Annotated in this window: 24 protein-coding genes, 1 tRNA gene and 1 pseudogene; 20 read left to right on the top strand and 6 right to left on the bottom strand. The window is 36.4% G+C overall.

Going from position 1 to position 24481, the window contains the following annotated elements; genetic code table 11:
* Window positions 1–34: 34 nt before the first annotated feature.
* Window positions 35–1468, bottom strand: coding sequence for an APC family permease (locus AADV52_RS05105; protein WP_014919114.1), 1434 nt, complete (start codon window positions 1466–1468; stop codon window positions 35–37).
* Window positions 1469–1621: 153 nt separating this feature from the next.
* Here AADV52_RS05105 and AADV52_RS05100 point away from each other — a divergent pair.
* Window positions 1622–3101, top strand: a pseudogene (locus tag AADV52_RS05100) (hypothetical protein).
* A 45-nt stretch (window positions 3102–3146) separates the two neighbouring features.
* Here the strand turns inward: AADV52_RS05100 and AADV52_RS05095 are convergent.
* Window positions 3147–3218: transfer RNA gene (locus AADV52_RS05095), tRNA-Arg, on the bottom strand.
* 246 nt (window positions 3219–3464) lie between these two features.
* On the opposite strand from AADV52_RS05095, the gene AADV52_RS05090 reads away from it, so the two are divergent.
* The 4 genes from AADV52_RS05090 (at window position 3465) to tpiA (ending at window position 7675) form a co-directional block, all read left to right on the top strand.
* A complete protein-coding gene (locus tag AADV52_RS05090) occupies window positions 3465–4496 on the top strand; it encodes a sugar-binding transcriptional regulator (RefSeq protein WP_014563924.1) in 1032 nt (343 codons plus the stop codon).
* 54 nt (window positions 4497–4550) lie between these two features.
* Window positions 4551–5567 (top strand): type I glyceraldehyde-3-phosphate dehydrogenase, encoded by a 1017-nt coding sequence (gap, locus tag AADV52_RS05085; RefSeq protein WP_014919113.1) that lies wholly within the window; start codon window positions 4551–4553, stop codon window positions 5565–5567.
* 112 nt (window positions 5568–5679) lie between these two features.
* Window positions 5680–6891, top strand: a complete 1212-nt coding sequence (locus tag AADV52_RS05080; RefSeq protein ID WP_003633479.1) for a phosphoglycerate kinase — start codon at window positions 5680–5682, stop codon at window positions 6889–6891.
* Between the two features lie 25 nt (window positions 6892–6916).
* Window positions 6917–7675: a triose-phosphate isomerase gene (gene tpiA / locus AADV52_RS05075; protein WP_014919112.1), complete on the top strand. Its 759-nt coding sequence runs from the start codon at window positions 6917–6919 to the stop codon at window positions 7673–7675.
* Window positions 7676–8005: 330 nt separating this feature from the next.
* On the opposite strand, the gene AADV52_RS05070 is transcribed toward tpiA, so the two are convergent.
* Complete coding sequence (locus AADV52_RS05070; protein ID WP_012211631.1) at window positions 8006–8527, bottom strand: hypothetical protein; 522 nt, start codon at window positions 8525–8527, stop codon at window positions 8006–8008.
* Window positions 8528–8533: 6 nt separating this feature from the next.
* On the bottom strand, window positions 8534–9415 hold the full coding sequence (locus AADV52_RS05065; RefSeq protein WP_014919111.1) for a Cof-type HAD-IIB family hydrolase: 882 nt from the start codon (window positions 9413–9415) through the stop codon (window positions 8534–8536).
* 68 nt (window positions 9416–9483) lie between these two features.
* On the opposite strand from AADV52_RS05065, the gene AADV52_RS05060 reads away from it, so the two are divergent.
* Genes AADV52_RS05060 through tsaE form a run of 3 tightly spaced genes read left to right on the top strand, consistent with a single transcriptional unit; the run spans window position 9484 to window position 11683 of the window.
* Window positions 9484–10182, top strand: a complete 699-nt coding sequence (locus AADV52_RS05060) for a uracil-DNA glycosylase (protein WP_014919110.1) — start codon at window positions 9484–9486, stop codon at window positions 10180–10182.
* Window positions 10183–10193: 11 nt separating this feature from the next.
* Window positions 10194–11183 carry a phosphate acetyltransferase gene (gene pta / locus AADV52_RS05055; protein ID WP_014919109.1) on the top strand — a complete coding sequence of 330 codons (990 nt, stop codon included), beginning with the start codon at window positions 10194–10196 and terminating at the stop codon, window positions 11181–11183.
* Window positions 11183–11683, top strand: a complete 501-nt coding sequence (gene tsaE, locus AADV52_RS05050) for a tRNA (adenosine(37)-N6)-threonylcarbamoyltransferase complex ATPase subunit type 1 TsaE (RefSeq protein ID WP_012211635.1) — start codon at window positions 11183–11185, stop codon at window positions 11681–11683. Before pta ends, tsaE begins: the two co-directional genes overlap by 1 nt.
* A 6-nt stretch (window positions 11684–11689) precedes the next feature.
* On the opposite strand, the gene AADV52_RS05045 is transcribed toward tsaE, so the two are convergent.
* Window positions 11690–12223, bottom strand: a complete 534-nt coding sequence (locus AADV52_RS05045) for a 3'-5' exonuclease (protein ID WP_012211636.1) — start codon at window positions 12221–12223, stop codon at window positions 11690–11692.
* Window positions 12224–12320: 97 nt separating this feature from the next.
* Here AADV52_RS05045 and murB point away from each other — a divergent pair, with 97 nt between their 5' ends.
* The 12 genes from murB (at window position 12321) to AADV52_RS04985 (ending at window position 23248) form a co-directional block, all read left to right on the top strand.
* On the top strand, window positions 12321–13217 hold the full coding sequence (murB, locus tag AADV52_RS05040; protein WP_014919108.1) for a UDP-N-acetylmuramate dehydrogenase: 897 nt from the start codon (window positions 12321–12323) through the stop codon (window positions 13215–13217).
* 65 nt (window positions 13218–13282) lie between these two features.
* Complete coding sequence (locus AADV52_RS05035) at window positions 13283–14380, top strand: ABC transporter ATP-binding protein (RefSeq protein ID WP_014919107.1); 1098 nt, start codon at window positions 13283–13285, stop codon at window positions 14378–14380.
* Window positions 14370–15182 (top strand): ABC transporter permease, encoded by an 813-nt coding sequence (locus tag AADV52_RS05030; protein WP_014919106.1) that lies wholly within the window; start codon window positions 14370–14372, stop codon window positions 15180–15182. Before AADV52_RS05035 ends, AADV52_RS05030 begins: the two co-directional genes overlap by 11 nt.
* Complete coding sequence (locus AADV52_RS05025; protein WP_014563913.1) at window positions 15179–15994, top strand: ABC transporter permease; 816 nt, start codon at window positions 15179–15181, stop codon at window positions 15992–15994. Before AADV52_RS05030 ends, AADV52_RS05025 begins: the two co-directional genes overlap by 4 nt.
* Entirely contained in the window at window positions 15991–17064 is a 1074-nt protein-coding gene (locus tag AADV52_RS05020) for an ABC transporter substrate-binding protein (protein ID WP_014919105.1), read from the top strand. The genes AADV52_RS05025 and AADV52_RS05020 overlap by 4 nt, the downstream gene beginning before the upstream one ends.
* 57 nt (window positions 17065–17121) lie before the next feature.
* On the top strand, window positions 17122–17964 hold the full coding sequence (gene cdaA / locus AADV52_RS05015; RefSeq protein ID WP_014919104.1) for a diadenylate cyclase CdaA: 843 nt from the start codon (window positions 17122–17124) through the stop codon (window positions 17962–17964).
* A complete protein-coding gene (locus tag AADV52_RS05010) occupies window positions 17961–18920 on the top strand; it encodes a CdaR family protein (protein ID WP_014919103.1) in 960 nt (319 codons plus the stop codon). Before cdaA ends, AADV52_RS05010 begins: the two co-directional genes overlap by 4 nt.
* Window positions 18921–18950: 30 nt before the next feature.
* Complete coding sequence (gene glmM / locus AADV52_RS05005) at window positions 18951–20303, top strand: phosphoglucosamine mutase (RefSeq protein WP_014919102.1); 1353 nt, start codon at window positions 18951–18953, stop codon at window positions 20301–20303.
* Window positions 20304–20397: 94 nt separating this feature from the next.
* Entirely contained in the window at window positions 20398–21213 is an 816-nt protein-coding gene (locus AADV52_RS05000) for a Cof-type HAD-IIB family hydrolase (RefSeq protein WP_014919101.1), read from the top strand.
* Window positions 21214–21222: 9 nt separating this feature from the next.
* The gene (locus AADV52_RS04995; RefSeq protein WP_014919100.1) at window positions 21223–22038 is read left to right on the top strand and encodes a Cof-type HAD-IIB family hydrolase; all 816 of its coding nucleotides are present in this window, start codon (window positions 21223–21225) and stop codon (window positions 22036–22038) included.
* Window positions 22039–22063: 25 nt separating this feature from the next.
* Complete coding sequence (locus AADV52_RS04990; RefSeq protein ID WP_041808782.1) at window positions 22064–22777, top strand: hypothetical protein; 714 nt, start codon at window positions 22064–22066, stop codon at window positions 22775–22777.
* Between the two features lie 3 nt (window positions 22778–22780).
* Window positions 22781–23248 carry a low molecular weight protein-tyrosine-phosphatase gene (locus AADV52_RS04985; protein ID WP_003633503.1) on the top strand — a complete coding sequence of 156 codons (468 nt, stop codon included), beginning with the start codon at window positions 22781–22783 and terminating at the stop codon, window positions 23246–23248.
* 4 nt (window positions 23249–23252) lie between these two features.
* Here the strand turns inward: AADV52_RS04985 and AADV52_RS04980 are convergent, their stop codons facing one another.
* Entirely contained in the window at window positions 23253–24407 is a 1155-nt protein-coding gene (locus AADV52_RS04980) for a glycerate kinase (protein WP_014919098.1), read from the bottom strand.
* Window positions 24408–24481 lie beyond the last annotated feature (74 nt).

Genomic DNA, 24481 nt, shown 5'->3' with positions numbered 1-24481 from the left:
AACGGTCTTTTTAATATATCTATACATCTATACCTTAATTGGCCTTTGCTTCTTGATATTTTTTAATACCAGGAAGAATCAATCCCAATGCAATTAAAATGATTGGTGGCAAAATGTTAAGCATTAAAGTAAATGGATCTGGTGAATAAATACCGAAAATACAGCATGCTGCAGTAACTAAGAAACACCAAATACCCGCGGTATATGCTAAGCCTTGATATTTGGTCATTTGATAAGTAGTTTCAAATGATTTTTGATGCTTTCTCAAAGCAATGTAAGCTGCAAATACCCAAAGGTAACGAAGTGGCATAGTAGTTGAGTTTAACTTAACTAATTGAGCCATTACAGCTTGTGCGTTAGGAACAAATGCTTGAATAGCAATTAAACCACCTGATAAAACAACAATCATCCAAATACCATTAATGTAGGCACCATGCTTGTTAAGCTTGAATAAGCCTTTAGGGATAAATTCTTTTGCCTCTTTGCTTCCCAAAAGCATTCTAAGTGGTGCATCAATACTAATTACTAAAGTTGAGAATTGACCAATCACATTACACCATGAATAGATGTACATGAATAAGCCACCAACGTGATAGTATTCGCCCAATTTTTGAAAGGCCATGTAAGCACCATTGGAAATGTATTCATTCAAATTGGCATTAACGACCTTTGGATCAAACATCAATGCCATAGCAAAGGTACCTAAAATTGCTGATACCATAACCATGATTGCTAATGCCATCATTGCCTTAGGGAAGTTCTTGGATGGATCCTTAACCTTATTAACATAAGGAGAAATCTTTTCACAACCACCAACGGCAAATACTAAAATCGAAAGAGAAGTAAAGTATTTGACATTGAAAGTTGGCATTAAATTCTTCCAATTAAGATCAATGTGGTAAAAGTCTGCTCCTGGGTTAATGGCTGGAGCAGCAAACATCATGATAATAAATAAGATTGACATGATGAACATCGACGATCCCGCAACAGTAGCCAATCCTTTTAATACGGGAATTCCGCGACTGGCTACCCAGCAGAAGAATAAGAATATAACCAAGGTTGCAAATTGAGTCCAAGCAGTAGGCAAACTGTCATACCATCTAGTGTTGCCAAAAATGCCCCAAGCCATTGCTCTCAGGCCACCGGTACCTTTGCTTGAGATATATACTACGTGGCAAGCCCAAGAAGTCCAACCAGCGTAATAAGCCCATTTTGCACCCATTGTGGCGTTTACCCAAGATGAAACCCCACCTTCGGCATTCTTAAATGTAGCACCTAATTCACCAACCATAAGTGCGTAGGGAACAAAGTAGAGAAGAAACATGACTATCCAACTAAAGATGACCTTTGTTCCGTCAAAGTAGACATACCCATTGACAACGTTACCAAATCCCCAAACAGTGGAGAAAGCCATCATTGCCAGAGTAGTCCACATCATCTTTTTGGAATTGTTTTGTGATTCGACCATAAAAACACTCCTATAAAAATTTTGTACTTTTTCATTATATAGCAATGTCATTAGCGTGCCCTTATATTAATTTGTTTTTAATAAATAACGGTCCATTTTTGATAAATTGGTGCTATGATATGTGCATATATTGTTTTTAAGGAGAAAAAATGAATTAAAAACAATAAAAAGTTGATTTTAGCTGGTTTATTGCTTGCTGGAAGTTTATTGACTATTAATGGTCAAGCAAGTACTGTTCAAGCTAAAAGCTATGGCAAGGCTGTTACTAAAATAGCAGGTAATGGTAATTATGCAATCTATCACAATGTTTCAAGTAAAGGCCCAAGTGGCAAATTTACTTCAACCAAATATTTTAAGCATGGTCAAATTCAATCAAAAGAATCTAGATCAACTAAGAAAGGGGGGAAGATCATTGTTGATGGTCGAAACGTTGGTTGGGTAAGTGAAAAGTTCTTCGCTCGCAACCAAATTTCTGTTGCTAACGAAGTAAGTTTAGTTAAGAACAGCAGCTATAGTTTCCCAACTAGAGATGCTATTAACTATGCTACAGATGCACACGGTACAGCATTTAATCCTAACAAGGTGCATGTTTCTAGAAAATATGTAAGTACTAACCCAGGCAAGGTAACTTATAGTTATGGCAAGGCAAAGGCAGAAGTTGATATCGATGTTCATGATGGCGATATGGCTTCTCCAAGTGTTACTCCAAAGAAGGCCTTTAAGACTACTTCTACTTGGAATGGTGGTTCAAAAGGTTCATCTAGAAACTGGAATCGTGCATATGGATACCGTTCAGAAACTACCAGCAACACATTTAAGAGCAATGGCTTGACTCTTAGAACCTGTTTATTCCAACCTAGATTTTTGAGTTTAGGGTACGGCAAGCTGGGGATGTAATGGGCCAAGTTGGTGTAATTCCTGAAGATATGACAGTTAATAATGGCATCTTCACTACTTCATTATTTACAAGCAGCAATAGTCAATATGGACACTTAGTTTCATATAATTTAAATGCTTTAAAGAGTAAATATGCTACACAAAACTTAACCACTATGAAGTGGAGCACTTTTAAGTCATATGCTAAGAATATTAAAGTAAGTCCATACATTAAATTAGGTCACGGTCAATCATTAGGTTCTTCATCTAATTACATTTATGTTTTAGCTAATCACAATAAATACAATAATGGTCCTGCTTCAGAAGAAATTTTGCAAATCCGCAAGAGTGATATGAAGATCAACAAGATTTGGACATTTAGAATTTCAGACAACCATTACATTCATAACGCTACGTTTGTGGTGACGATACTATGTATGCTTTGTTCCACAATGGTGGTCACAATTGTTATGAATACTGGAAGCTAACTAGAGATGGCGACACTTGGAACGCTACTGAAGTTGGTGCAACTGAAGGTACATTTATTTCTAATTCACTAGTTCAAGGCTTTGCATATGGTGATGGTCACTTCTTCATTGGCTTTAATGACAACATCTTTAAGGTAAGTGAAAGTGGTTCAGCACAAAAGCATTATCACTTTAACACTAAGCGTGAAATTGAAGGTATGTCAGCAACTGGTTCAAGATTGTATGTACAATTTGCACAACGTGCTGAATTGACTTCTGGTAAGTTTTAAATAGTAAGCAAAAAGGCTAGAGCAATTGCTCTAGCTTTTTTTGTATGGGTCCCCTGGGAGTCGAACCCAGATTTTAAGAACCGGAATCTTACGTGCGATCCATTACACTAAGGACCCAAGTTACGCAACTTCTAGTATAACAGAAAAATAATTTAAATAAAAATGATTTTGTAAGCCTTACAATTTTTTTTAAATAGCACATCTTTTTCTTGAATTACGAAAAATACATTGGTATACTAACAGTGTCGATTGGGAAATGTATGAATTTGAGATAGTTATACGTTTCTCTTATATTTTTAAGTATTCTGGGACAGCAATCGACACAGATATGGTCACACATTGTCCCAGGAAAAGGAGGGAACGATGAATTCGGACTTTTCTTTGCTCGAAGCGCTCGTTCCCGACGTCTTAAAGATTCTTCGACAAAGGTATCTTGTCCTTGAGCAGATAGCACTTCATGCACCAATTGGGCGGAGAAGCGTGGCTCAGCATTTAGGGCTTTCAGAGAGAAATGTAAGAACTGAGACTGAATATTTAAGTCAGTTAGGTTTGATTGAAACTAAAAGTTTCGGCATGTTCTTAACTGAAAAGGGCAAGAAGACATTACAAGATGCAGGTCCGTTGATTGATCGTCTCTTTAATGCGGGTGAAACGGAATTGGCATTAGCTAAGAAGCTAGGGATCGAAAGAACCTTGATTGTGCCTGGCAATGCTGATTTACAAGATCGCGTTTATGAAGAGATGGGGGAAGAGTTAAGTTCAGCATTAAATTTACTCTTGCCATTAGGTCATTCAATAGTTACAATTCTAGGTGGAGCGGCTTTAGCAAAATCCGCTAAGTATTTATCTCCTAGTTTAGGAAATAACCGCCAGTTAGAATTTGTTCCCGGTCGAGGAGCCTTGGGCGAAAATGTAGAAACACAAAGTAATACAATCGTCCAAGAAATGGCAGCTAAAACCTCGGGTACTTACAAAACATTGTATTTACCTGAACAAGTTTCAGATGCAGCGTATAAATCTTTGATACGTGAATCCTCGATTGCGGATGTTCTGCAAGATATTTCGCAAAGCGATGCTGTGATTCATGGCATTGGGTTAGCCCAAGAAATGGCACAGCGAAGAGGATATAATTCAATTAGACTTTCCGAGCTTCGCGAAAAGAAGGCCGTCACCGAATGTTTCGGGTGTTTCTTCGATGAAAATGGCAAGGTTGTCGACCGTATCACCCAGGTTGGATTACAGTTTGAGAACTTATACAAAATACCCCACATATTTGCCTTTGCCTGTGGTGCAAGAAAAGCCAAGGCAATCAAAGCATATATGCCAAATGCACCTCATCAAACCTGGTTAATTACTGATGAAGGTGCCTCAAATATGATTTTAAAGGGGAAATAAAATCCCGTTTAAAATAAATTGTTGTTTATAGTTCTTAAGGAGGACTTTTAGATTATGACAGTTAAAATTGGTATTAACGGTTTCGGCCGTATCGGTCGTTTAGCATTCCGTCGTATTATGGATTTAGGCGAAAAGAGTAAGGATATCGAAGTTGTTGCTATTAACGACTTGACTACTCCATCAATGCTTGCTTACTTACTTAAGTACGACACTACTCATGGTACTTTCAACCACGAAGTTTCATCAACTGAAGACGCTATCGTAGTTGACGGCAAGAAGTACCACGTATACGCTGAACCACAAGCACAAAACATCCCATGGGTTAAGAACGATGGTGTTGACTTTGTTCTTGAATGTACTGGTTTCTACACTAGCAAGGCTAAGTCACAAGCTCACCTTGACGCAGGTGCTAAGCGTGTATTGATCTCAGCTCCAGCTGGTAACGACTTGAAGACTATCGTTTACTCAGTAAACGAAAACACTTTGACTGCTGACGATAAGATTGTTTCAGCTGCTTCATGTACTACTAACTCACTTGCACCAATGGCTAACGCTTTGGACAAGGAATTCGGTATCGAAGTTGCTACTATGACTACTATCCACGCATACACTGGTACTCAAATGACTTTGGATGGTCCTGCACGTAGTGGTAAGGAACAAGATGCTCGTGCTGCTGCTGAAAACATTATTCCTCATACTACTGGTTCAGCAAAGGCTATTGGTTTAGTATTGCCAAACTTGAACGGTAAGATGAACGGTCACGCACAACGTGTTCCAGTTCCAGATGGTTCAGAAACTGAATTAGTATCAATCTTGAGCAAGAAGGTTACTGCTGACGAAGTTAACGAAGCTATGAAGAAGTACGAAAGTCCAGCATTTGCTTACAATGGTGACCACATTGTTTCAAGCGATGTTTTGAACATGACTGCTGGTTCAATCTTTGACCCAACTCAAACTATGGTAACTACTGCAGGTGACAAGCAATTAGTTAAGACTGTTGCTTGGTACGACAACGAATACTCATTCACTTGCCAAATGGTTCGTACTTTATTACACTTTGCTACTCTTTAATCATTAATTTAAATTAACTGATTATAGTTAAGTGGTAATTGAGAAGGCGGAGGGAGATTCTTCCTTCCGCCTTTTTTTGAAGGAAAAATATCAAAATAATCGGAGGATTATAATGGCTAAATTAATCGTTGACGATCTTGATGTTAAAGGCAAAAAGGTTTTAGTACGTGTAGACTTCAATGTTCCTATTAAGGACGGCGTTATCGGTGATGACAACCGTATCGTTGCTGCACTTCCAACTATCAAGTACATCATTGAACATGGTGGTAAGGCTATTTTACTTAGTCACTTGGGCCGTGTTAAGTCAGATGCTGATAAGAAGGAATTATCATTAAAGCCAGTTGCTGAACGTTTAAGTGAACTTCTTAAGAAGCCTGTAACTTTTGTACCATCAAACGAAGGTAAAGAAGTTGAAGACGCTATCAACAACATGAAGGATGGCGACGTTGTTGTTCTTGAAAACACTAGATTCCAAGATATCGACAATGACTTTGGTAAGCGTGAATCAGGTAACGATCCTAAGCTTGGCGAATACTGGGCAAGCCTTGGTGACATGTTTGTAAACGACGCATTTGGTACTGCTCACAGAAGTCACGCATCAAACGTTGGTATTGCTACTGCAATGAAGGAAAATGGTAAGCCTGCAGCTGCTGGTTACTTACTTGAAAAGGAAATCAAGTACTTAGGTGACGCTGTTGACAATCCTGTACACCCATTCGTAACTATCTTGGGTGGTGCTAAGGTTTCAGACAAGATCGGTGTTATCAACAACTTGATTCCTAAGTCAGACCACATCTTAATCGGTGGTGGTATGGCTTACACCTTCTTAGCAGCTCAAGGTCACGAGATCGGTAAATCATTATTTGAAGCTGACAAGGTAGACCTTGCTAAGGAATTGCTTGAAAAGGCTGGCGACAAGATCGTTCTTCCAGTTGACAACGTAGCTGCAACTGAATTCTCAAACGATGCTTCACGTGAAGTTGTTGGTGATGACATTCCTGACAACATGATGGGTCTTGACATTGGTCCTAAGACTATTGCTAAGTTCAAGGACATCTTAAAGGATGCTAAGACTGTTGTTTGGAATGGACCAATGGGTGCTTTCGAAATGCCTAATTTCGCAGAAGGTACTTTGGAAATCGGTCGTGCATTAGCAAACCTTACTGACGCAACTACTATTATCGGTGGTGGTGACTCAACTGCTGCTGCTAAGCAATTGGGTATCGCACCTAAGATCAGCCACATTTCAACTGGTGGTGGTGCTTCACTTAACTACCTTGAAGGTAAGGTATTGCCAGGTATCGCTTGCGTACAAGACAAGTAATTTTAGCTAAGGAGATAATAGACTAATGAGTCGTACACCAATTATTGCTGGTAACTGGAAGTTACACATGAATCCAGAACAAACTACTGAATTCGTTGACGCTGTTAAGGACAAGTTGCCAGATCCAAGTAAGGTAGAATCACTTATTTGTGCACCTGCAGTTGACCTTGATGCTTTAAGAAAAGCAGCTAAGGGCTCAAACTTACACATCGGTGCTGAAAACTGTTACTTTGAAGATGAAGGTGCTTACACCGGTGAAACTTCACCTAAGGTCTTGAAAGAAATGGGTATGGACTACGTAATTATTGGTCACTCAGAACGTCGTGGCTACTTCCACGAAACTGATGAAGACATTAACAAGAAGGCTAAGGCAATCTTTGCTAATGGCTTAAAGCCAATTATTTGCTGTGGTGAATCACTTGAAACCCGTGAAGCAAACAAGCAAAAAGACTGGGTTGTTGGTCAAATTAAGGCTGCTTTAGATGGTCTTACTGCTGAACAAGTTTCAAACCTTGTTATTGCTTATGAACCAATCTGGGCTATTGGTACTGGTAAGACTGCTTCATCAGACCAAGCTGAAGAAATGTGCAAGACTATTCGTGAAACTGTTAAGGACTTGTACAACGAAGAAACTGCAGAAAACGTTCGTATTCAATACGGTGGTTCTGTAAAGCCAGCTAATGTTAAGGAATTAATGTCAAAGCCTGACATTGACGGTGGCTTAGTTGGTGGTGCTTCACTTAAGCCTGAATCATACTTAGAATTGGTAAACTACCAAGACTAATTTGATTACTAAAAAGGAACTTCTTACATAAAGAAGTTCCTTTTTGTATGCATTTAATAACAGACAATAAAACTAAAAGCTGCTACTTATGCCCAAATGTAAGGAAATACATTGATAAATAATAACATCTAACCTTTGTATTTTTTATCTAAAAAAGTATAATAGGTAATGGAGGTTGAAATAATACAGAGTAAACCTTCATTATTCAGTCTCTGCCTAATAATTCCTTATTACTTAATAAATACAAACTTTATGGCAGAAGATACATCTATATCTATATCACTTTCTAGAAAAACCGTTATGAAGATCTTTCATAACGGTTTTTTCTATTTAATTAGGATTTATTTCCAACTTTTTGGCAATTGGTGGAAATGTTGGCAATTTTAAGGGAGTGACATGCCATTGAGTAAATAATACTGAAGTGAGTAAGATAAATGGAATGTCCTCTGGCTTAGTGATATTGCAAGTTAAAACAACGCCGTGTTCTGCCACGATTGTTTTAACATTGGCAATACTCTTAAAGCCAGATCTAAAAGTATAAGTTCCTCGCTTAATGCTTCCCGTAACAATATATTTTAATTGAGTTAAATAAAATATGTTGGTATTAGGAGTGTTAAGCTTTTTAACACTAACTAAAGAATGATCTACTACGTCGATCGTGAAGGACGCAATCAATCCTGTACCATCAGTAAATAAACGCCCAATTTCATTTCTATTGGTGTCATATAGATATAAAGTATGATTTGGATTATCAAGATTACCTTGAATAATAAATTCAATTTTTCCCTTAGGATTGATCACAGGAATTTGACCATAATCTTTTTCTTGATTAAGTTCTAGCCAGAACAACATACTTTGTCACCTCTGATCCTGTTTATTTTCCTTTACAAATTGATTTAAGATATAAGCTACACCGTCTTCATTATTAGTTTTAGTAGTAATTTGTGCTAATCCTTTTATTACTGGAACAGCGTTACCCATCGCTACACCTATTCCAGCTTCTTGAATCATGCTTTCATCGTTGAGATTATCTCCAATAGCGGCAATTTCATCACACTTAATATTTTTTAGCTTAGCATAGTCGAGTAAGGCAATACCTTTTTGTGCTTGCTGAGCATTAATTTCAATATTAGATGATGAACTTGAAGTAACAACTAAATCTCCAATTTGCGCTACTTCTTTTTTAACATTATCAAAAGCTTCATGACCACGTGAATCAAATGCAATGATTTTCATCACTTCAACCTCAGGATCATGTAATAAATCTTCAAAATGGTCAACTTGCTTCATATTCATAATAGTCTTGTTTCCTGCAGAAATTGCAACTGCCTGCTTGAAATCAAGCAAAGGATTCAGGTCAACCATTAAATGAGCTACATTAGAGATACGTTGGTTTAAATCTTCAGTGTAAACTTGATCAGCGGTGATTATTTCAAAATAAAATCCTGCTTGATGCAATAATTCAACTATTTCTAAGGCTTTATAAGTGGGAATCTTATGTTTGACCATTAATTTACCGTCTTCATCAAAAACTAAGGCCCCATTTAAATTAATAAAACCCGTGTGCAAACCAGCATCCTTTAGAATGGCACGAGATTCACGTGGAGCTCGACCGGTAGCAATTAAAAATTCAATGCCATTATCTTGTGCATTTTTCACAGCTTGAATATTTGCTTCAGAAACGGACATATCAGAATTAAATAATATACCATCGAGATCGCAAGCTACCAATTTGATCATAAAATTTCCTCCCAATTACTATTAAATTAATGATACCATAAAGGAGATTAGAAAAGAGGGTGTAAGACTTGGCTAAAGAATTAATCGGTAATGACTGGGATAAGGTTTTAGATCCAGTTTTTGCAAGTGATAAGTATCACGAATTGCATAATTTTTTGAAGGAAGAATATTCTACTAAACGTATTTTTCCAGATATGTATCATATTTTTACTGCTTTTAAATTAACGCCATTTAATAAAACTAAAGTGGTGATTTTGGGCCAAGATCCATATCATAATCCAGGACAGGCAAATGGCATGAGTTTTTCTGTTATGCCAGGTACACCATTACCACCATCGCTTAGAAATATTTATAAAGAACTTTATGACGATGTTGGTGCACGTCCAGTTAACCATGGCTATTTAAAGAAATGGGCTGATCAAGGTGTATTGCTTTTGAATGCCGTATTAACTGTCCCTTATGGCCATGCTAATGGTCACCAAGGTAAAGGATGGGAAGATGTAACAGATACCGCTATTAAGGCATTAAGTGAGCGAGGAAAGGTTGTTTTCATTTTATGGGGTAGATTTGCTCAGAATAAAATCCCATTAATTGATCAAAGTAAGAACTTTATTATAAAATCATCTCATCCGAGTCCATTTTCAGCTGATAGAGGATTTTTTGGCTCGCGTCCGTTTTCACGTTGTAATACGGCACTACTTAATTTTGGCGAGACGCCAATCGATTGGCAATTGTCAGAAACAGTAAATAAATCTGATTTAGCATAAGAGGTATATATATGAGCGTATTTTCATTATTTAAAAAACAAGTTGAAGCAGCAAAAAATAAAAAGAGAATTGTGTTTCCCGAAAGCGATGATTTAAGAATCTTGACTGCCGTTTCTAATTTGAACAAGGACGGCATAATTGAACCGATTTTAATTGGTAACAAAGAGAATATTGCCAAGACAGCTGAAGAAAATAATTTGGATCTTGCCGGAGTAAAAATTTATGATCCTAATAATTATGCAGATTTAGATGAAATGGTAAAAGCATTTATAGAAGCTAGAAGAAAAGATACTAGTGAAGCTGAAGCCAGAGCAAAATTAGCTAAGGAAAATTATTTCGGCACCATGTTTGTAAAGATGGGCTTAGCTGATGGAATGGTATCAGGTGCAGCTCATTCAACTGCAAATACTGTTTTGCCTGCTTTGCAATTGATTCATGCGGCTGAAGGGATGCATCGTGTGTCCGGTGCCTTTGTCATGGAAAAGGGCGATGAAAGATACATTTTTGCCGATTGTGCAATTAATATTGAACCAGATAAAGAAACTTTAGCTGAAATTGGTTATCAATCAGCATTAACCGCTAAGATGGCTGAAATTGATCCAAAAGTAGCATTTTTAAGCTTTTCTACTAAAGGATCTGCCGAAGGACCAATGGTTGATAAGGTTCATGATGCAACCGCAGTGTTCCAAAAGAATCATCCAGAAATTCCTGCAGATGGGGAATTGCAATTTGATGCCGCATTTGTTCCAGCTGTTGGTGAAAAGAAAGCACCTGGTTCTAAAGTAGCTGGTCATGCAAATGTCTTTGTATTTCCAGAACTTCAATCAGGAAATATCGCATACAAGATGGTTCAACGTTTGGGTGGTTTCACTGCTGTAGGACCAATTTTACAAGGTCTAGCTGCACCAGTTAATGATTTATCTCGTGGATGCAGTGAACAGGATATTTATGACTTGGCAATTGTTACCGCTGCCCAAGCTTTAGCAAAGGATGAAAAATAATGACTAAGTTAGAAATTAATTCTGCAGAGGAGATGCAAAAATTAGGTGCATCTTTAGCTAAAACAGCTAAGCCTCATGATTTGCTTTTATTGAATGGAGATTTAGGTGCAGGTAAGACAACTCTTACACAAGGCTTAGGTCGTACGTTAGGCGTACATCGCCCAGTTAAAAGCCCAACTTTTACTATTGTGCGTGAGTATCGTGAAGCTAAATTACCACTTTTCCATATGGATTTTTATCGTTTGGAAAATGATGATTTGTCCTCAATCGATTTAGATGGCTATCTTGCTGAACCAGGCTTGGTAGTAATCGAATGGCCTCAATTAGTAATGAATGATTTGCCTGATGAATATTTGCAATTAACAATCACTAGAGTAGATGACAGCTGGGATTCAACCAAGCGTGTAGTTGAGTTAAATGCGCATGGCAAACGCAATGAAGAATGGGTTAAGGATGCTTTAACTGAATATGAAAAAGATCTAGGATTATTCATGTCCTAGATTTTTTTAAATTTGATAAATTAAATTTTTAATCGCTTCATCGCCGAATTTTTTATTCTGATTGATTAAAATCCCTGCACACGCTTCGCTGTCACTTAAGGCGTTGTGATGGTGCCATAATTCTACATCTAAAGCGTCTGAAACTGTATCTAACTTATGGTTAGGCAGTTCAGGTTCAAATAACTTGCTTGTAGCCAAAGTATCGATAACCAAATAATGTGGTTCTTCAATGTTATAACGCGCTAAACTTTGACGCATGACATTGGTATCAAATCTAGCATTATGAGCAGCGACCAACATACCTGGTTGGTACAATCCTTTTATTTTAGGCCAAACTTCAGCCATAGTCGGCGCATTTTTAACATCATCAGCGGTAATTTGATGTACTTGAATGTTACGAGCATCAAAAGACATTTGCGGATTAATTACTGTATAAAAACGATCTACGATTTTGTTGTCTCTAACCATTACTAGAGCTAGTGAACAAGCACTTTCAGGAAAATGATTGGCTGTTTCAAAATCCATTGCAATAAAATTCATAATTTTCTCCTTTGAAAATAAAGTATCACATTATTATGGGTGAATCCAGGCTCTATATGATGTAAAATAAAACAAGAAACTATAAGGAGGCAAAATTGTGGAATTACTTGATCTAAAAAAACAGGGAATTAATATTAAAGAGCAAATTCCATTAAGTAGATATACTTTTACTAAGACTGGTGGGGAAGCTGAATACTTAGCTTTTCCGGAGAGTACTGATGAAGTAGAAAAATTAGTGAAAGTTACTCGTGAAAATAAAATTCCATTAACGATTATTGGTAATGCCTCAAACCTGATTATTCGCGATGGCGGAATAGATGGTTTAGTTATTATTTTAACGGATTTAAAAGAAATAAAAGTAAAAGATAATAAAGTAACAGCTGATGCAGGCGCAAAGATTGTCGATACTGCTTTTACTGCAGCGCATCATGGATTAAGCGGCATGGAATTTGCGGCAGGCATCCCCGGCAGTATAGGCGGCGGAGTATTTATGAACGCTGGAGCCTATGGCGGTGAAATGCAAGAAGTAGTAGAAAGCGTCAAGGTTTTAACAAGAGCAGGAGAATTTAAGACCTACTCCAATAAAGAAATGGAATTTAGTTATCGCCATTCCTTAGTTCAAGATAATGGTGATATTGTACTTAGCGCTACGTTTTCACTTACTCCTGGTAATAAGTTAGAAATCTTAGATCATATGCATTATCTAAATGCACTGCGTCGGTATAAGCAACCACTTGAATATCCTTCATGTGGTAGCGTATTTAAACGACCGACAGGTCACTTTGTAGGGCCAATGATTATTAAGGCTGGATTACAGGGGAAACAAGTTGGTGGTGCTCAAGATTCTACTAAACATGCAGGCTTTATTGTTAATAAAGGCGGCGCTACTGCGACAGATTACCTTAATTTGATCCATCTTATTCAAAAAGTAATCAAAGAAAAATACGATATTGATTTGCATACGGAAGTAAGAATTATCGGTAAGGAAAAATAAAAAAGAGTAACTAAAACAAGCTACAGGCTATCAAACTTGTAGCTGTTTTTCATGTGGGGATGGAAATGGATATTATTAAATTAAAGCACATTACTAAGCAATATGATGATGGTTTTGTTGCGCTTAAGGATATTAACTTAACAATTGAATCAGGAAAGTTTTATTCTTTGCTTGGCCCAAGTGGATCCGGCAAATCAACTATTTTGCGAATTATTGCTGGTTTTTCACAACCCAGTAGTGGGCAAGTCTTTTTCGATGGGAAAGACATTACAGATTTAGATGCAGCTAAGCGTCATATTAATACCGTTTTTCAAAATTATGCGCTTTTTCCGCATTTAAATGTTTTTGAAAATGTTGCATTTGGTCTAAAGATTAAAAAGCAGCCGATGGACAAAATTAAACCAGCGGTTAAAGAAGCACTTCATATGGTTCGTTTGGATGGATATGCTAACCGTGAAATATCAGAACTTAGTGGTGGACAACAACAGCGTGTGGCAATTGCCCGGGCAATTGTTAATGAACCTAAGGTATTGCTGCTTGATGAATCACTGTCAGCTCTTGATAAGCGTTTGCGTAAAGACATGCAATTTGAATTGAGAGCCATTCAAAAGAAACTTGGGATTACTTTTATTTTTGTTACGCATGATCAAGAAGAAGCCCTTTCTATGAGTGATGAAATTTTTGTTTTAAACGATGGCATGATTCAGCAAAGTGGTAGTCCTGTTGCAATCTATGATGAGCCGGTTAATGATTTTGTTGCTCGTTTCATTGGAGATTCCAACATTTTATCAGGGCGAATGATCAAAGATTACGAAGTCGAATTTGCTAACAATAAATTTAAGTGCGCAGATGGTGGAATTAAACCAAACGAAAAAGTTGAGGTAGTGATTCGACCAGAAGACCTAGATATTGTTGCGCCTGAAAAAGGCAATATTGTTGTTACAGCCCAGACACAGCTTTTCTTGGGGGATCACTTTGAAATTAAGGCTGTTGATGCTAATGAAAATGAATGGCTGATTCATTCAACTAATGGAGTGAAATTGGGTGAACGAGTAGGATTGTTTTTTGATCCTGAAGATATTCACGTTATGCGGCTTAATGAAAGTCAAGAAGACTTTGATGCGCGGATAGAGAAATATGAGGGGGATGAAAATGAAAACTAAGAAAGCTTTCTTTTTTGTCCCATATTTGGCTTGGATTATCTTATTTGTCATTTTGCCAATCTTGCTTATTTTATGGTATTCATTCACAGATAGCAGTCATAGTTTTACTTTAAGCAACTATGTCACATTTTTTAAGAATGGTACTTTTCTTAAAATGATGATTAATTCATTTTGGTATGCTTTTTTAATTACGTTGATTACCCTGTTAATCTCGTATCCTGCAGCATATTTTTTAACTAAAATGAAGAATCAGCAGTTATGGCTTTTATTAATTATTTTGCCAACTTGGATAAATTTATTGCTAAAAGCTTACGCATTTATTGGAATTTTAGGTAATAATGGCTTAGTTAATAAGTTCTTACATTTATTTGGAATCGGTCCCGTAAATATTTTGTTTACCGACTTTGCCTTTGTTTTTGTTGCGACTTATATTGAAATTCCGTTTATGATTTTGCCAATTTTTAATGCGATTAAAGAAATTTCACCAGCGGTGATCCAAGCGTCGGAAGACTTAGGGGCAAGCAAGTGGCAAACATTTCGCTATGTGCTATGGCCATTATCACGTCCTGGCGTGGAAAGCGGTGTTCAAGCCATTTTTATTCCATCACTATCGCTCTTCATGTTGACGCGATTAATCGGTGGTAACAAGGTAATTACTTTGGGTACTGCAATCGAAGAGTATTTCATGACAACTATGAATTGGAATATGGGTGCCACGATTGGCGTGGTTTTGATCGTATTGATGATAGTGGTAATGCTCCTTACCAACAAAAAGACTAAGAGAAAGAAGGTTAACCTATGAGAAACAAGCATTTAATAGCTAGAATATATCTTTCTTTCACATTAGTGTTATTGTATGTGCCAATTTTTTATTTGATATATTTTTCTTTTTCAAGTGGCAAAAATATGAATAAATTTGAGCATTTTACTTTTGCTCATTATCAAACTTTATTCCAAGATAATCGTTTGCTGGCTATCTTTTTAGAAACGATTTTGTTGGCACTTCTCTCTAGTTTGATTGCGACAATTATTGGCACATTTGGTGCGATTGCGATTAGTGCTATGAAAAAGGAGTCACATAAAAATGCTACTTTAGCCTTGAATAACGTATTGATGGTTTCACCTGATGTAATCATTGGTGCTAGTTTTTTGATCTTCTTTACAGCATTGGGAATAGGACTGAATTTCGGCTCTGTTTTGCTTAGTCATATTGCTTTTTCTATTCCAATTGTGGTATTGATGGTTTTACCGCGGCTTAATGAAATGGATTATTCTCTTATTGATGCTGCACGGGATTTAGGTGCTAATTCGTGGCAAGTCTTTAGTCATGTGTTGATCCCAACAATCATGCCAGGGATTTTTTCTGGTCTATTTATGGCATTAACTTATTCATTAGATGATTTTGCTGTAACGTTTTTTGTTACTGGAAATGGCTTCTCGACTTTATCTGTAGAAATCTATTCAAGAGCACGTCAGGGAATTGATTTAGAAGTTAATGCTTTGAGTACTGTGATGTTTCTGTTTGTTTTGCTTTTAGTAGGAATCTATTACTTTATTACCACTAAAAAGAGTAGACGCAAGAATCATAGAGTAATAGGAGGATTGGTCAAATGAAAAAGATTATCATTGCCATTGGAGTAATTCTTCTAGCTTGTTTAGGATTAGCATTTTGGGCAAATCGATTAGAAAAACCAGCTGTTGCAGGCAACGGACAAAATTTGATTATCTATAATTGGGGTGATTATTTAGATCCTCAATTAGTAAAAAAATTTGAAAAGCAAACTGGTTATCATGTGGTGTATGAAACTTTTGATTCAAATGAAGCGATGTATACCAAGATTAAGCAGGGAGGAACAGCTTACGATTTAACTATTCCTTCTGAATATATGGTTACTAAGATGCTAAAAGCTCATTTGCTTGATCGATTAGATAAAAAAGAAATCCCTAATATGAAATATATCGGCAAGAGTTTTTTGCACAAATCTTTTGATCAAAATAATGATTACTCCGTTCCTTACTTCTGGGGGACATTGGGAATTGTTTATAATGATAAATTCGTTAAGAAAGGCTCTATTAAAAACTGGAATGATTTGTGGTCTAAAAAATATCGCAACCAAATTTTATTAGTTGACTCTGCTAGGGATGCAATGGGGATGTCCTTAGTTTCATTAGGCTATTCTATGAACACTACGAGCAGCTTAAGATTACGTCTAGCACAAACAAAGTTAGATAGTTTAGGTCCTAATATTAAGGCGATCATATCTGATGAAATGAAGATGTACATGATTCAGAATGAAGCAGCTATTGGAGTGACATGGTCAGGTGAAGCACATGAAATGATGGAGAGCAATCCACATTTGCATTATGTTGTGCCTACACAAGGCTCAAATTTGTGGTTTGATAACTTTGTTGTTCCTAAGACTGCTAAAAACAAAAAAGCGGCCCTTAAATTTATCAATTTTATGCTTGAACCTAAAAATGCTGCTCAAAATGCGGAATATGTAGGATATGCAACGCCCAATATCGAGGCACAGCTTTTGTTGCCAAAGAGAGTAAAAGAAGATAAGCAATTTTATCCTGATGAAAAAACATTGCGTAATTTACAAGTGTTCAAAGATTTAGGCCCTAAAAAAACACAAGAATATAATGACCTGTTTTTAGAATTTAAAATGTATGCACGCTAAAAGTGGATATGTTTTTTACAGCTGGTCAGTTATAATTAAGAGAGAAAGGAGTCACAAATGCATTTCAATTTCTCTAACTTATTTACGTGGAATAATTTCTCAATTGCTATAGATATTTTGATCATTTGGTATTTGGTGTACCGCTTGATCATGCTAATTAGGGGTACTAAAGCAGTTCAATTAGCTAAAGGAATAGTTTTTATCTTTATTGTAAGAATTATTGCCGGCTTATTGCAATTGCACGCAGTGACATATATTGTTGATCAAATCGTCTCCTGGGCAGTAATCGGAATTATCGTTATCTTCCAGCCAGAAATTAGACGTGGACTAGAAAGATTAGGTCGCACGCCAATTTTTAGTGGGCGTGGTGAAAGTGCTCATGCCAAGTCTATGAAAATGGTGCAAGAACTGGATAAAGCCATTCAGTATATGTCTAAAAGACGTATCGGTGCTTTGATTACTATTCAGCAGGATACTGGGTTAGATGATTATATTGAAACTGGGATTAAGCTTGATGCTGATATTACAGGTGAATTATTAATCAATATTTTTATCCCTAACACGCCACTTCATGATGGTGCGGTCATTATTAACAATGACCGAATTGCAGTAGCTGCAGCATATTTACCTTTATCTGACAGTAGCATGATTCCTAAACGCTTGGGAACTAGACACCGTGCTGCAGTTGGGATTTCTGAAGTTACAGATGCTGTGACGATTGTAGTATCAGAAGAAACCGGTGGCGTTACAATTACCAAAAATGGACGTTTCTTGCTTGATTTAACTAGAGAAGAATATCTTAAGTATCTTAATGCACAATTAGTGCCTAAAGAAGAAAAGAAGATTCCTTGGATTCGTCGAGTAATTAACAAAGTTTGGAAATGGGGTGCGGGCCGATGAAAAGTTTTTGGGATAAACGTTGGTTTATCAGAGTGGTCTCGCTTTTGTTTGCTATTTTGTTAGTAGTTTATATTGATTCAACTCAAACAGGTTTTGTGACTCAAGGTGAACCGAAGGAAACTTGTCAAACGGCAAGCGAAACTCAGACAATTAGTGTGCCATTACAAGTTTCTGTAGATACTGATAAGTATTATGTAGTTGGTTATCCTGAAAAAGTAAAAATTACTTTAGAAGGATCAAATGCATTGGTGACTTCGACTGTTAATACTCAAAGCTTTAGAGCGTATATCGATTTAACTCATAAAAAGACAGGAAAACAGACAGTTAAGGTTGAGGTTACTGGACTTAATAGTCAGCTTTCATATACTATTAATCCTGCAAGAGTTAATGTTGATATTGAACGACGAAAATCTAGTACCATGCCTGTACGAATAGAGTATAATAAGAATGCTGTTGCAGATGGATATGATATCGGAACGGCCAGTGTTGATCCGCAAAAAGTTAAAGTCACAGGAGCAAAAGGCGAAGTTAACCAGATTGATCAAGTTGTAGCCAAATTAGGATTGCCTAATGGCATCAATCACTCATATGAAAGACAAGTAATGCTGGTAGCTGAAGATAGTAAGGGTCGTCAGTTAAACGTTGTAATTAATCCATCTACGGTAAGAGCAAGACTTCCTATTTCTTTGTCACATAAAAAGGTGAAGTTGAATTTAAAGCCTAAAAACGAAGATAGTAATAAGGTATATTCGGTGACGGCGAAAAATGATGAAGTTACTCTATATGGTCAAAAATCAACATTAGACAAGATTAAAAAATTAGATGTTAATGTTGATTTGAAAGGAATTGATTCTTCGACCGTGAAGAATTATCCTTTGGTATTGCCTAAGGGTGTTGCTCGAGCTGACCCTTCATATGTACAGATTGTGATTAAAGTGAAGAGTGTAAATAATTAAATTTAGGTAGCAAGAAAGGTTGTTTATTAAATGCTAAAATATTTCGGAACTGATGGTGTTCGTGGCGTAGCTAATCAAGGCTTAACTCCAGAAATGGCTTTTAAATTAGGCCGTGATGGTGGTTATGTTTTAACTAAGAATAAAAAAGATGACGAACAAGCTAAAGTTTTAGTTTCTCGTGATACTCGTATTTCTGGTCAAATGCTTGAATATGCCCTTATCTCAGGTCTTCTTTCAGTGGGGATCGAAGTTCTTGAAGTAGGTGTAATTACTACCCCAGGTCTTTCATATTTAGTTAGAGCACAAGGTGCAGACGCAGGTGTGCAAATTTCAGCTTCTCACAACCCTGTAGAAGATAATGGTATTAAGTTCTTTGGTAGCGATGGTTTAAAGCTTTCAGACGAAATGGAAGAAGAAATTGAAAAATTAATTGATGCCAAAGAAGATAACTTGCCACGTCCTTCTGCTGAAGGTTTAGGTACTGTTACTGACTTCCACGAAGGTAGCGCTAAGTACTTACAATTTATTGAAAATACTATTCCAGAAGATTTAGATGGAATTAAAGTTGTAATCGATGGTGCTAATGGTGCTTCAAGTGCCCTTATTTCTAGATTGTTTGCTGACTGTGGTGTAGACTTTACTACTATTTACACTCATCCAAATGGCTTAAACATCAATGATCACTGTGGTGCAACTCATACTGAAAACTTGCAAAAAGAAGTTGTTAAGCAAGGTGCCCAACTTGGTTTGGCATTTGATGGGGATGCTGATCGTTGTATTGCTGTTGACGAAAACGGTAATGAAGTTGACGGTGACCACATTATGTACGTTATTGGTTCATACTTAGCTGAACACAGCCGTCTTAAGAAGGATACTATTGTTACTACTGTAATGAGTAACCTTGGCTTTACTAAGGCTCTTGAAAAAGAAGGCTTGAAGAATGCCCGTACTCAAGTTGGTGACCGTTATGTTTCAGAAGAAATGCGTGCACATGGCTACAACCTTGGTGGTGAACAATCAGGTCACGTTATCATGAGCGACTACCATAACACTGGTGATGGTATGCTTACAGGTCTTCACTTGATGCTTGTAATGAAGAAGACTGGTAAATCACTTAGTGAACTTTTAAAGGACTTTAAGGATTACCCACAATGCTTAGTAAATGTTCCAGTTAAGGACAAGAAGAGCTGGAAGGAACATCAACCAATTCTTGACGTAATTGCTGAAGTTGAAAAAGACATGAACGGCAATGGTCGTGTACTTGTTCGTCCTTCAGGTACTCAAGATCTTCTTAGAGTAATGGCAGAAGGCCCAACCCCAGAAGAAACTGATGCTTATGTTGATCGCATTGTTAAAGTTATTGAAAAAGAAATGGGCAAGTAATTAAATATTGTCTTTAAACTAAAAGTCGTGAGTTAACTCACGGCTTTTTGTATAATTAAAAATAGCTTTGTTTTTAGTCAAGGGAGGAATAAAAATGGCGATAAAATTAATTGCAGTAGATTTAGATGGTACTTTATTATCAAGTGGCAATACAATTTTGCCTGAAACTCAGAGAATGCTTAGAGTAGCATCTGAAAATGGAATAAAAGTAGTATTGGCAACAGGTCGTCCGCTTTCTGGAGTTTTACCATTTGCAAAGCAATTGGGATTATCAGGTGATGATCAATATGCAATTGTTTTTAATGGGGCTGTTGTTCAAACTATTGCTGGAAAAGTCTTGATGAGTCAGAAACTCAATTATCAAGATTTCAATAATATGCTTCGCTTCCAGCGTTTAAGTCATGTTAATGTCCATTTTGAAACTACTAAGTACTTCTTAACATGCGATCATGATTTGTCCATTCAAATGCAAATTAATGCTGCCTTGACTAATAATATTATGAAGGTAAGAGAGCGTAAGGATATTCCACAAGATTTTACTTTTAATAAGGTGGGATTCACTTCATGGGAAGGCAATGATCAAGTTGAAAAACTTTGGAATAATTTGCCATCTTGGGCCTTTGATACCTATGACATTGTGCGTAGTTTTGATAGTATTATCGAGTTAAACGCTTTGGGTGCATCTAAAGGAAATGCATTAATGGATTTAGCAAGTAGACTTAAGATTGATCAAAAAGATGTAATGATTTTTGGTGACCAAGGCAATGATATCTCTATGTTCTCAAACCCTAACTTCATGAAAATTGCGATGGGTAATGCGATCAGCACAATTAAAGACAAAGCTGATTATGTGACAGATGATAATGATCATAATGGTATCGCTAAGGCTTTGAAGAAATTTGTTTTGTAAGGATAAGTAATGATTAAATTAATTGCAGTTGATATGGATGGCACTTTGTTGCAATCTAATAATCAAATTGGAGAAGAAACTAAAAAAGTTCTAAAAAAAGCAAATCAAGCAGGGATTAAAATCGTACCAGCCTCAGGCCGACCACTTCCAGGAGTGGTTCCTTATATGAAAGATTTAGGAATAATTAGGGATGAAAATTATGCCGTTTTATATAATGGGGGCTTAGTACAATCTATTTCTGGAAATGTTTTAATTAGTCATCAATTTGATTATGCGGAATTTAAGAAAATGTTGAATATTCAGAAGCAAAATCCTGGAATTAACCTTCATTTTATGAGAAAGCATGATTATGTAACTTTAGATCGATTGATTTCTATTAAAATGGCCAAAATGTCTGCAGTTAGTGCTACTCCATTTTTAATTAAAGATTTAAATGAAATACCAACTGATTTCAAATTTATTAAAGCTGAATTTACCGGAGCAGAAGATAAGTTAGATCAACTAGGTCAGCAATTTACCCAAGATTTTAAACAAAATTATAATGTGGCACGTAGCGATCCTCAAATCTGGGAAATCAATAAAAAGAATGCTTCTAAAGGTAAGGCTATCCATGAATTAGCTCAAAAATTAAATATTAATGACACTGAAGTAATGATTTTTGGTGATCAGGGCAATGATATGTCAATGTTTGAAGTTGCTGGCTTTAACAAAATAGCTATGGGTAATGCTATTGATTCAATTAAAGACAAGGCTGATTTTGTAACTAAGTCTAATGATGAAGCTGGAATAGCATATGCAATTAACAAATTGATTTTTGATAAATAAAAGGTAGATAAGGTAGATATATGATATGAAAAGTATAGGGAACATATTATTACGTCTAATTATGGTAGCCTGTACGGCGCTTTCCTTTTTCCTATTATTAACGAGCAACGTTAATTTAAAAATTAACGATACGCAGGCCATGGGTAAAGAAGTAATTAATCGAGTTGTTCAAGAATCAGATAATTCTAACTTGAAAATCGGTGTAAAGCTACTAGAAGATACAGGGTTAGAACAAACCTTATTAGAACAATTGCCTAAAAAATATAAGATTGAGATGTCTTATGCTGACTTGTATCGCTTGTGTGAAAAATATAATGAAAAAGGAGAATTATCCACCAAGGACTTAGGCTTAACTAGCAAAACCAAATTAGAAGAAATAATTAATGATTATTTGATAAAGCAAATCAATAATAAATTGGATGAAAAATCAGAAGAGATTTCTCATGTTATCACTATTTATGAATATTCTATTTTCGGTGTCGGTTTATTGTTTTTATTAGCGGCTATTTTAATTATTTTTGGCCGAGCTTTGGCATCAATTCCACTGGCAATTGCAGCTTTGGGGTCATTTGCTGTTTTATGGATTTTCTCTAATGAAGCAATGACATCATTACAAAGCAGAGTTTATAGTGGTATTTTAGTAACTTTATCTTCTAATATATGGTTAGGATTAATAATCGGATTAGGAACTGCTATTGTATGGCCATTCCTTATTAAAATAATGAAAAGGATAAAATAAAAGATGAAAAAGATTTTGTTTATTTGTCATGGCAATATTTGTCGTTCACCCATGGCAGAAGCGGTTATGCAACATTTGATTAAAGAAAATGGATTAGAAGATTTATATTTGGCAGAATCTAAAGCGACAACACAAGATGCGTTAGGTAGATCAATTGATACTAGAGCTCAAAGAGAGCTGGAGAAAAATAGAATTCCATATGATCGTAGTCATCGAGCAAGTCAGATGACTGCTGCCGATTATGATAAATATGAATATTTGATTTGTATGGATGAAGAAAATTTTGCAGATATGAATCGGATTACAGGTGGAGATCCTCAACGCAAGGAACATAAATTATTAGAGTTTGCGGGATCTTATCAAGATGTAGATGATCCGTGGTATACAAATGATTTTGATACTGCATATGATGAAATTTATAAGGGATGCAAAGCATTAGTTGAAAAATTGGTAAAGGAAAAGGATGAGTAAAAGCTCATCCTTTTTTTGTACTTATGATTAAACGCACGATATTTTCAGTAGTACGTTCAATATTTTTAGGTCCATCTTTTAATGCTTGATGGATGTCTTCTGCTTTATCAAGAATGCCGAAAATGGCGGTAAAACCTTCATCATATAGTTGTTCAATGCCCTCTCCCAAATAGCCTGCTAGTGAAATAACAGGAATGTTTTCTTTTTTAGCGATTTGAGCAACGCCATAAGGGGTCTTGCCAAATTTAGTTTGAAAATCCGTTCCACCTTCACCGGTGAAAACAAAATCTGCGCCTTTAATTTTGTCGGCTAAATGAGTTTCATGAGCGATAAGCTCTACACCATGATGAATTGTGGCGTTAGTAAAGGCAAGTAGCCCAGCACCTAACCCGCCAGCTGCTCCGCTTCCTGGGATTGTGGCAACATCTTTTTTGATTGTTTGCTGAATAAGTGTGGCATAGTGTGATAAGCTCTGATCCAGTTTTTCTACAGTTTGGGCATCTGCACCTTTTTGTGGTCCGAAGACTGCAGAAGCACCATTTTGGCCGGTAAGGGGATTAGTAACATCGCTAGCTATTAAAATTTGAACGTCTTTTAGTTGAGGATTAATAGCAGAAAGATCTATTTTAGCTATTTTATTTAAATCCCCACCGCCAAGTTTTGTAGTTATTTCATGATTGGCTTGATCAAAAAATTTAACTCCGATTGCTTGTGCCATACCAGCACCGCCATCATTAGTACTACTGCCACCTAAGCCAATGATTATTTTGTTTACATTGTGCTTCAATGCATCATTAATTAGTTCGCCAGTACCATAAGTAGTAGTTCTCATAATGGTCTCAGGAGTTCTATTATTTTTAGCAACGTATGTTAGGCCGCTAGCTTGCGCCATTTCGATAATTGCAGTTTTTTGATCACCTAAAATACCATAATAAGCATTAACTTTTTTACCTAATGGATCGGTTACAGTAAGAAAATGTTTTTGACCATTAGTAGCATCAATTAAAGAATCAGTAGTTCCTTCACCGCCGTCAGCCATTGGTACAGAAATTATTTCTGCCTCTGGGATAGCTTTTCTGATACCTTTTTCCATTGCCTGACACACTTCTGCGGCCGTCATGCTTTCCTTAAATGAATCAGGCGCTAAGACAAATTTCATAGTAAATACCTCGCTTTTTTATATTTTAAAATATTTTGATCTTTTTCACAAAATTATATTGACACCGCTTACAA

It is taken from the genome of Lactobacillus helveticus (assembly GCF_046109915.1).
In the GTDB taxonomy this organism is placed as follows: Bacteria; Bacillota; Bacilli; order Lactobacillales; family Lactobacillaceae; genus Lactobacillus; species Lactobacillus helveticus.
The sequence above is the reverse complement of the archived record's forward strand: the minus strand, read 5'-3'. Positions and strand labels throughout refer to the sequence as shown.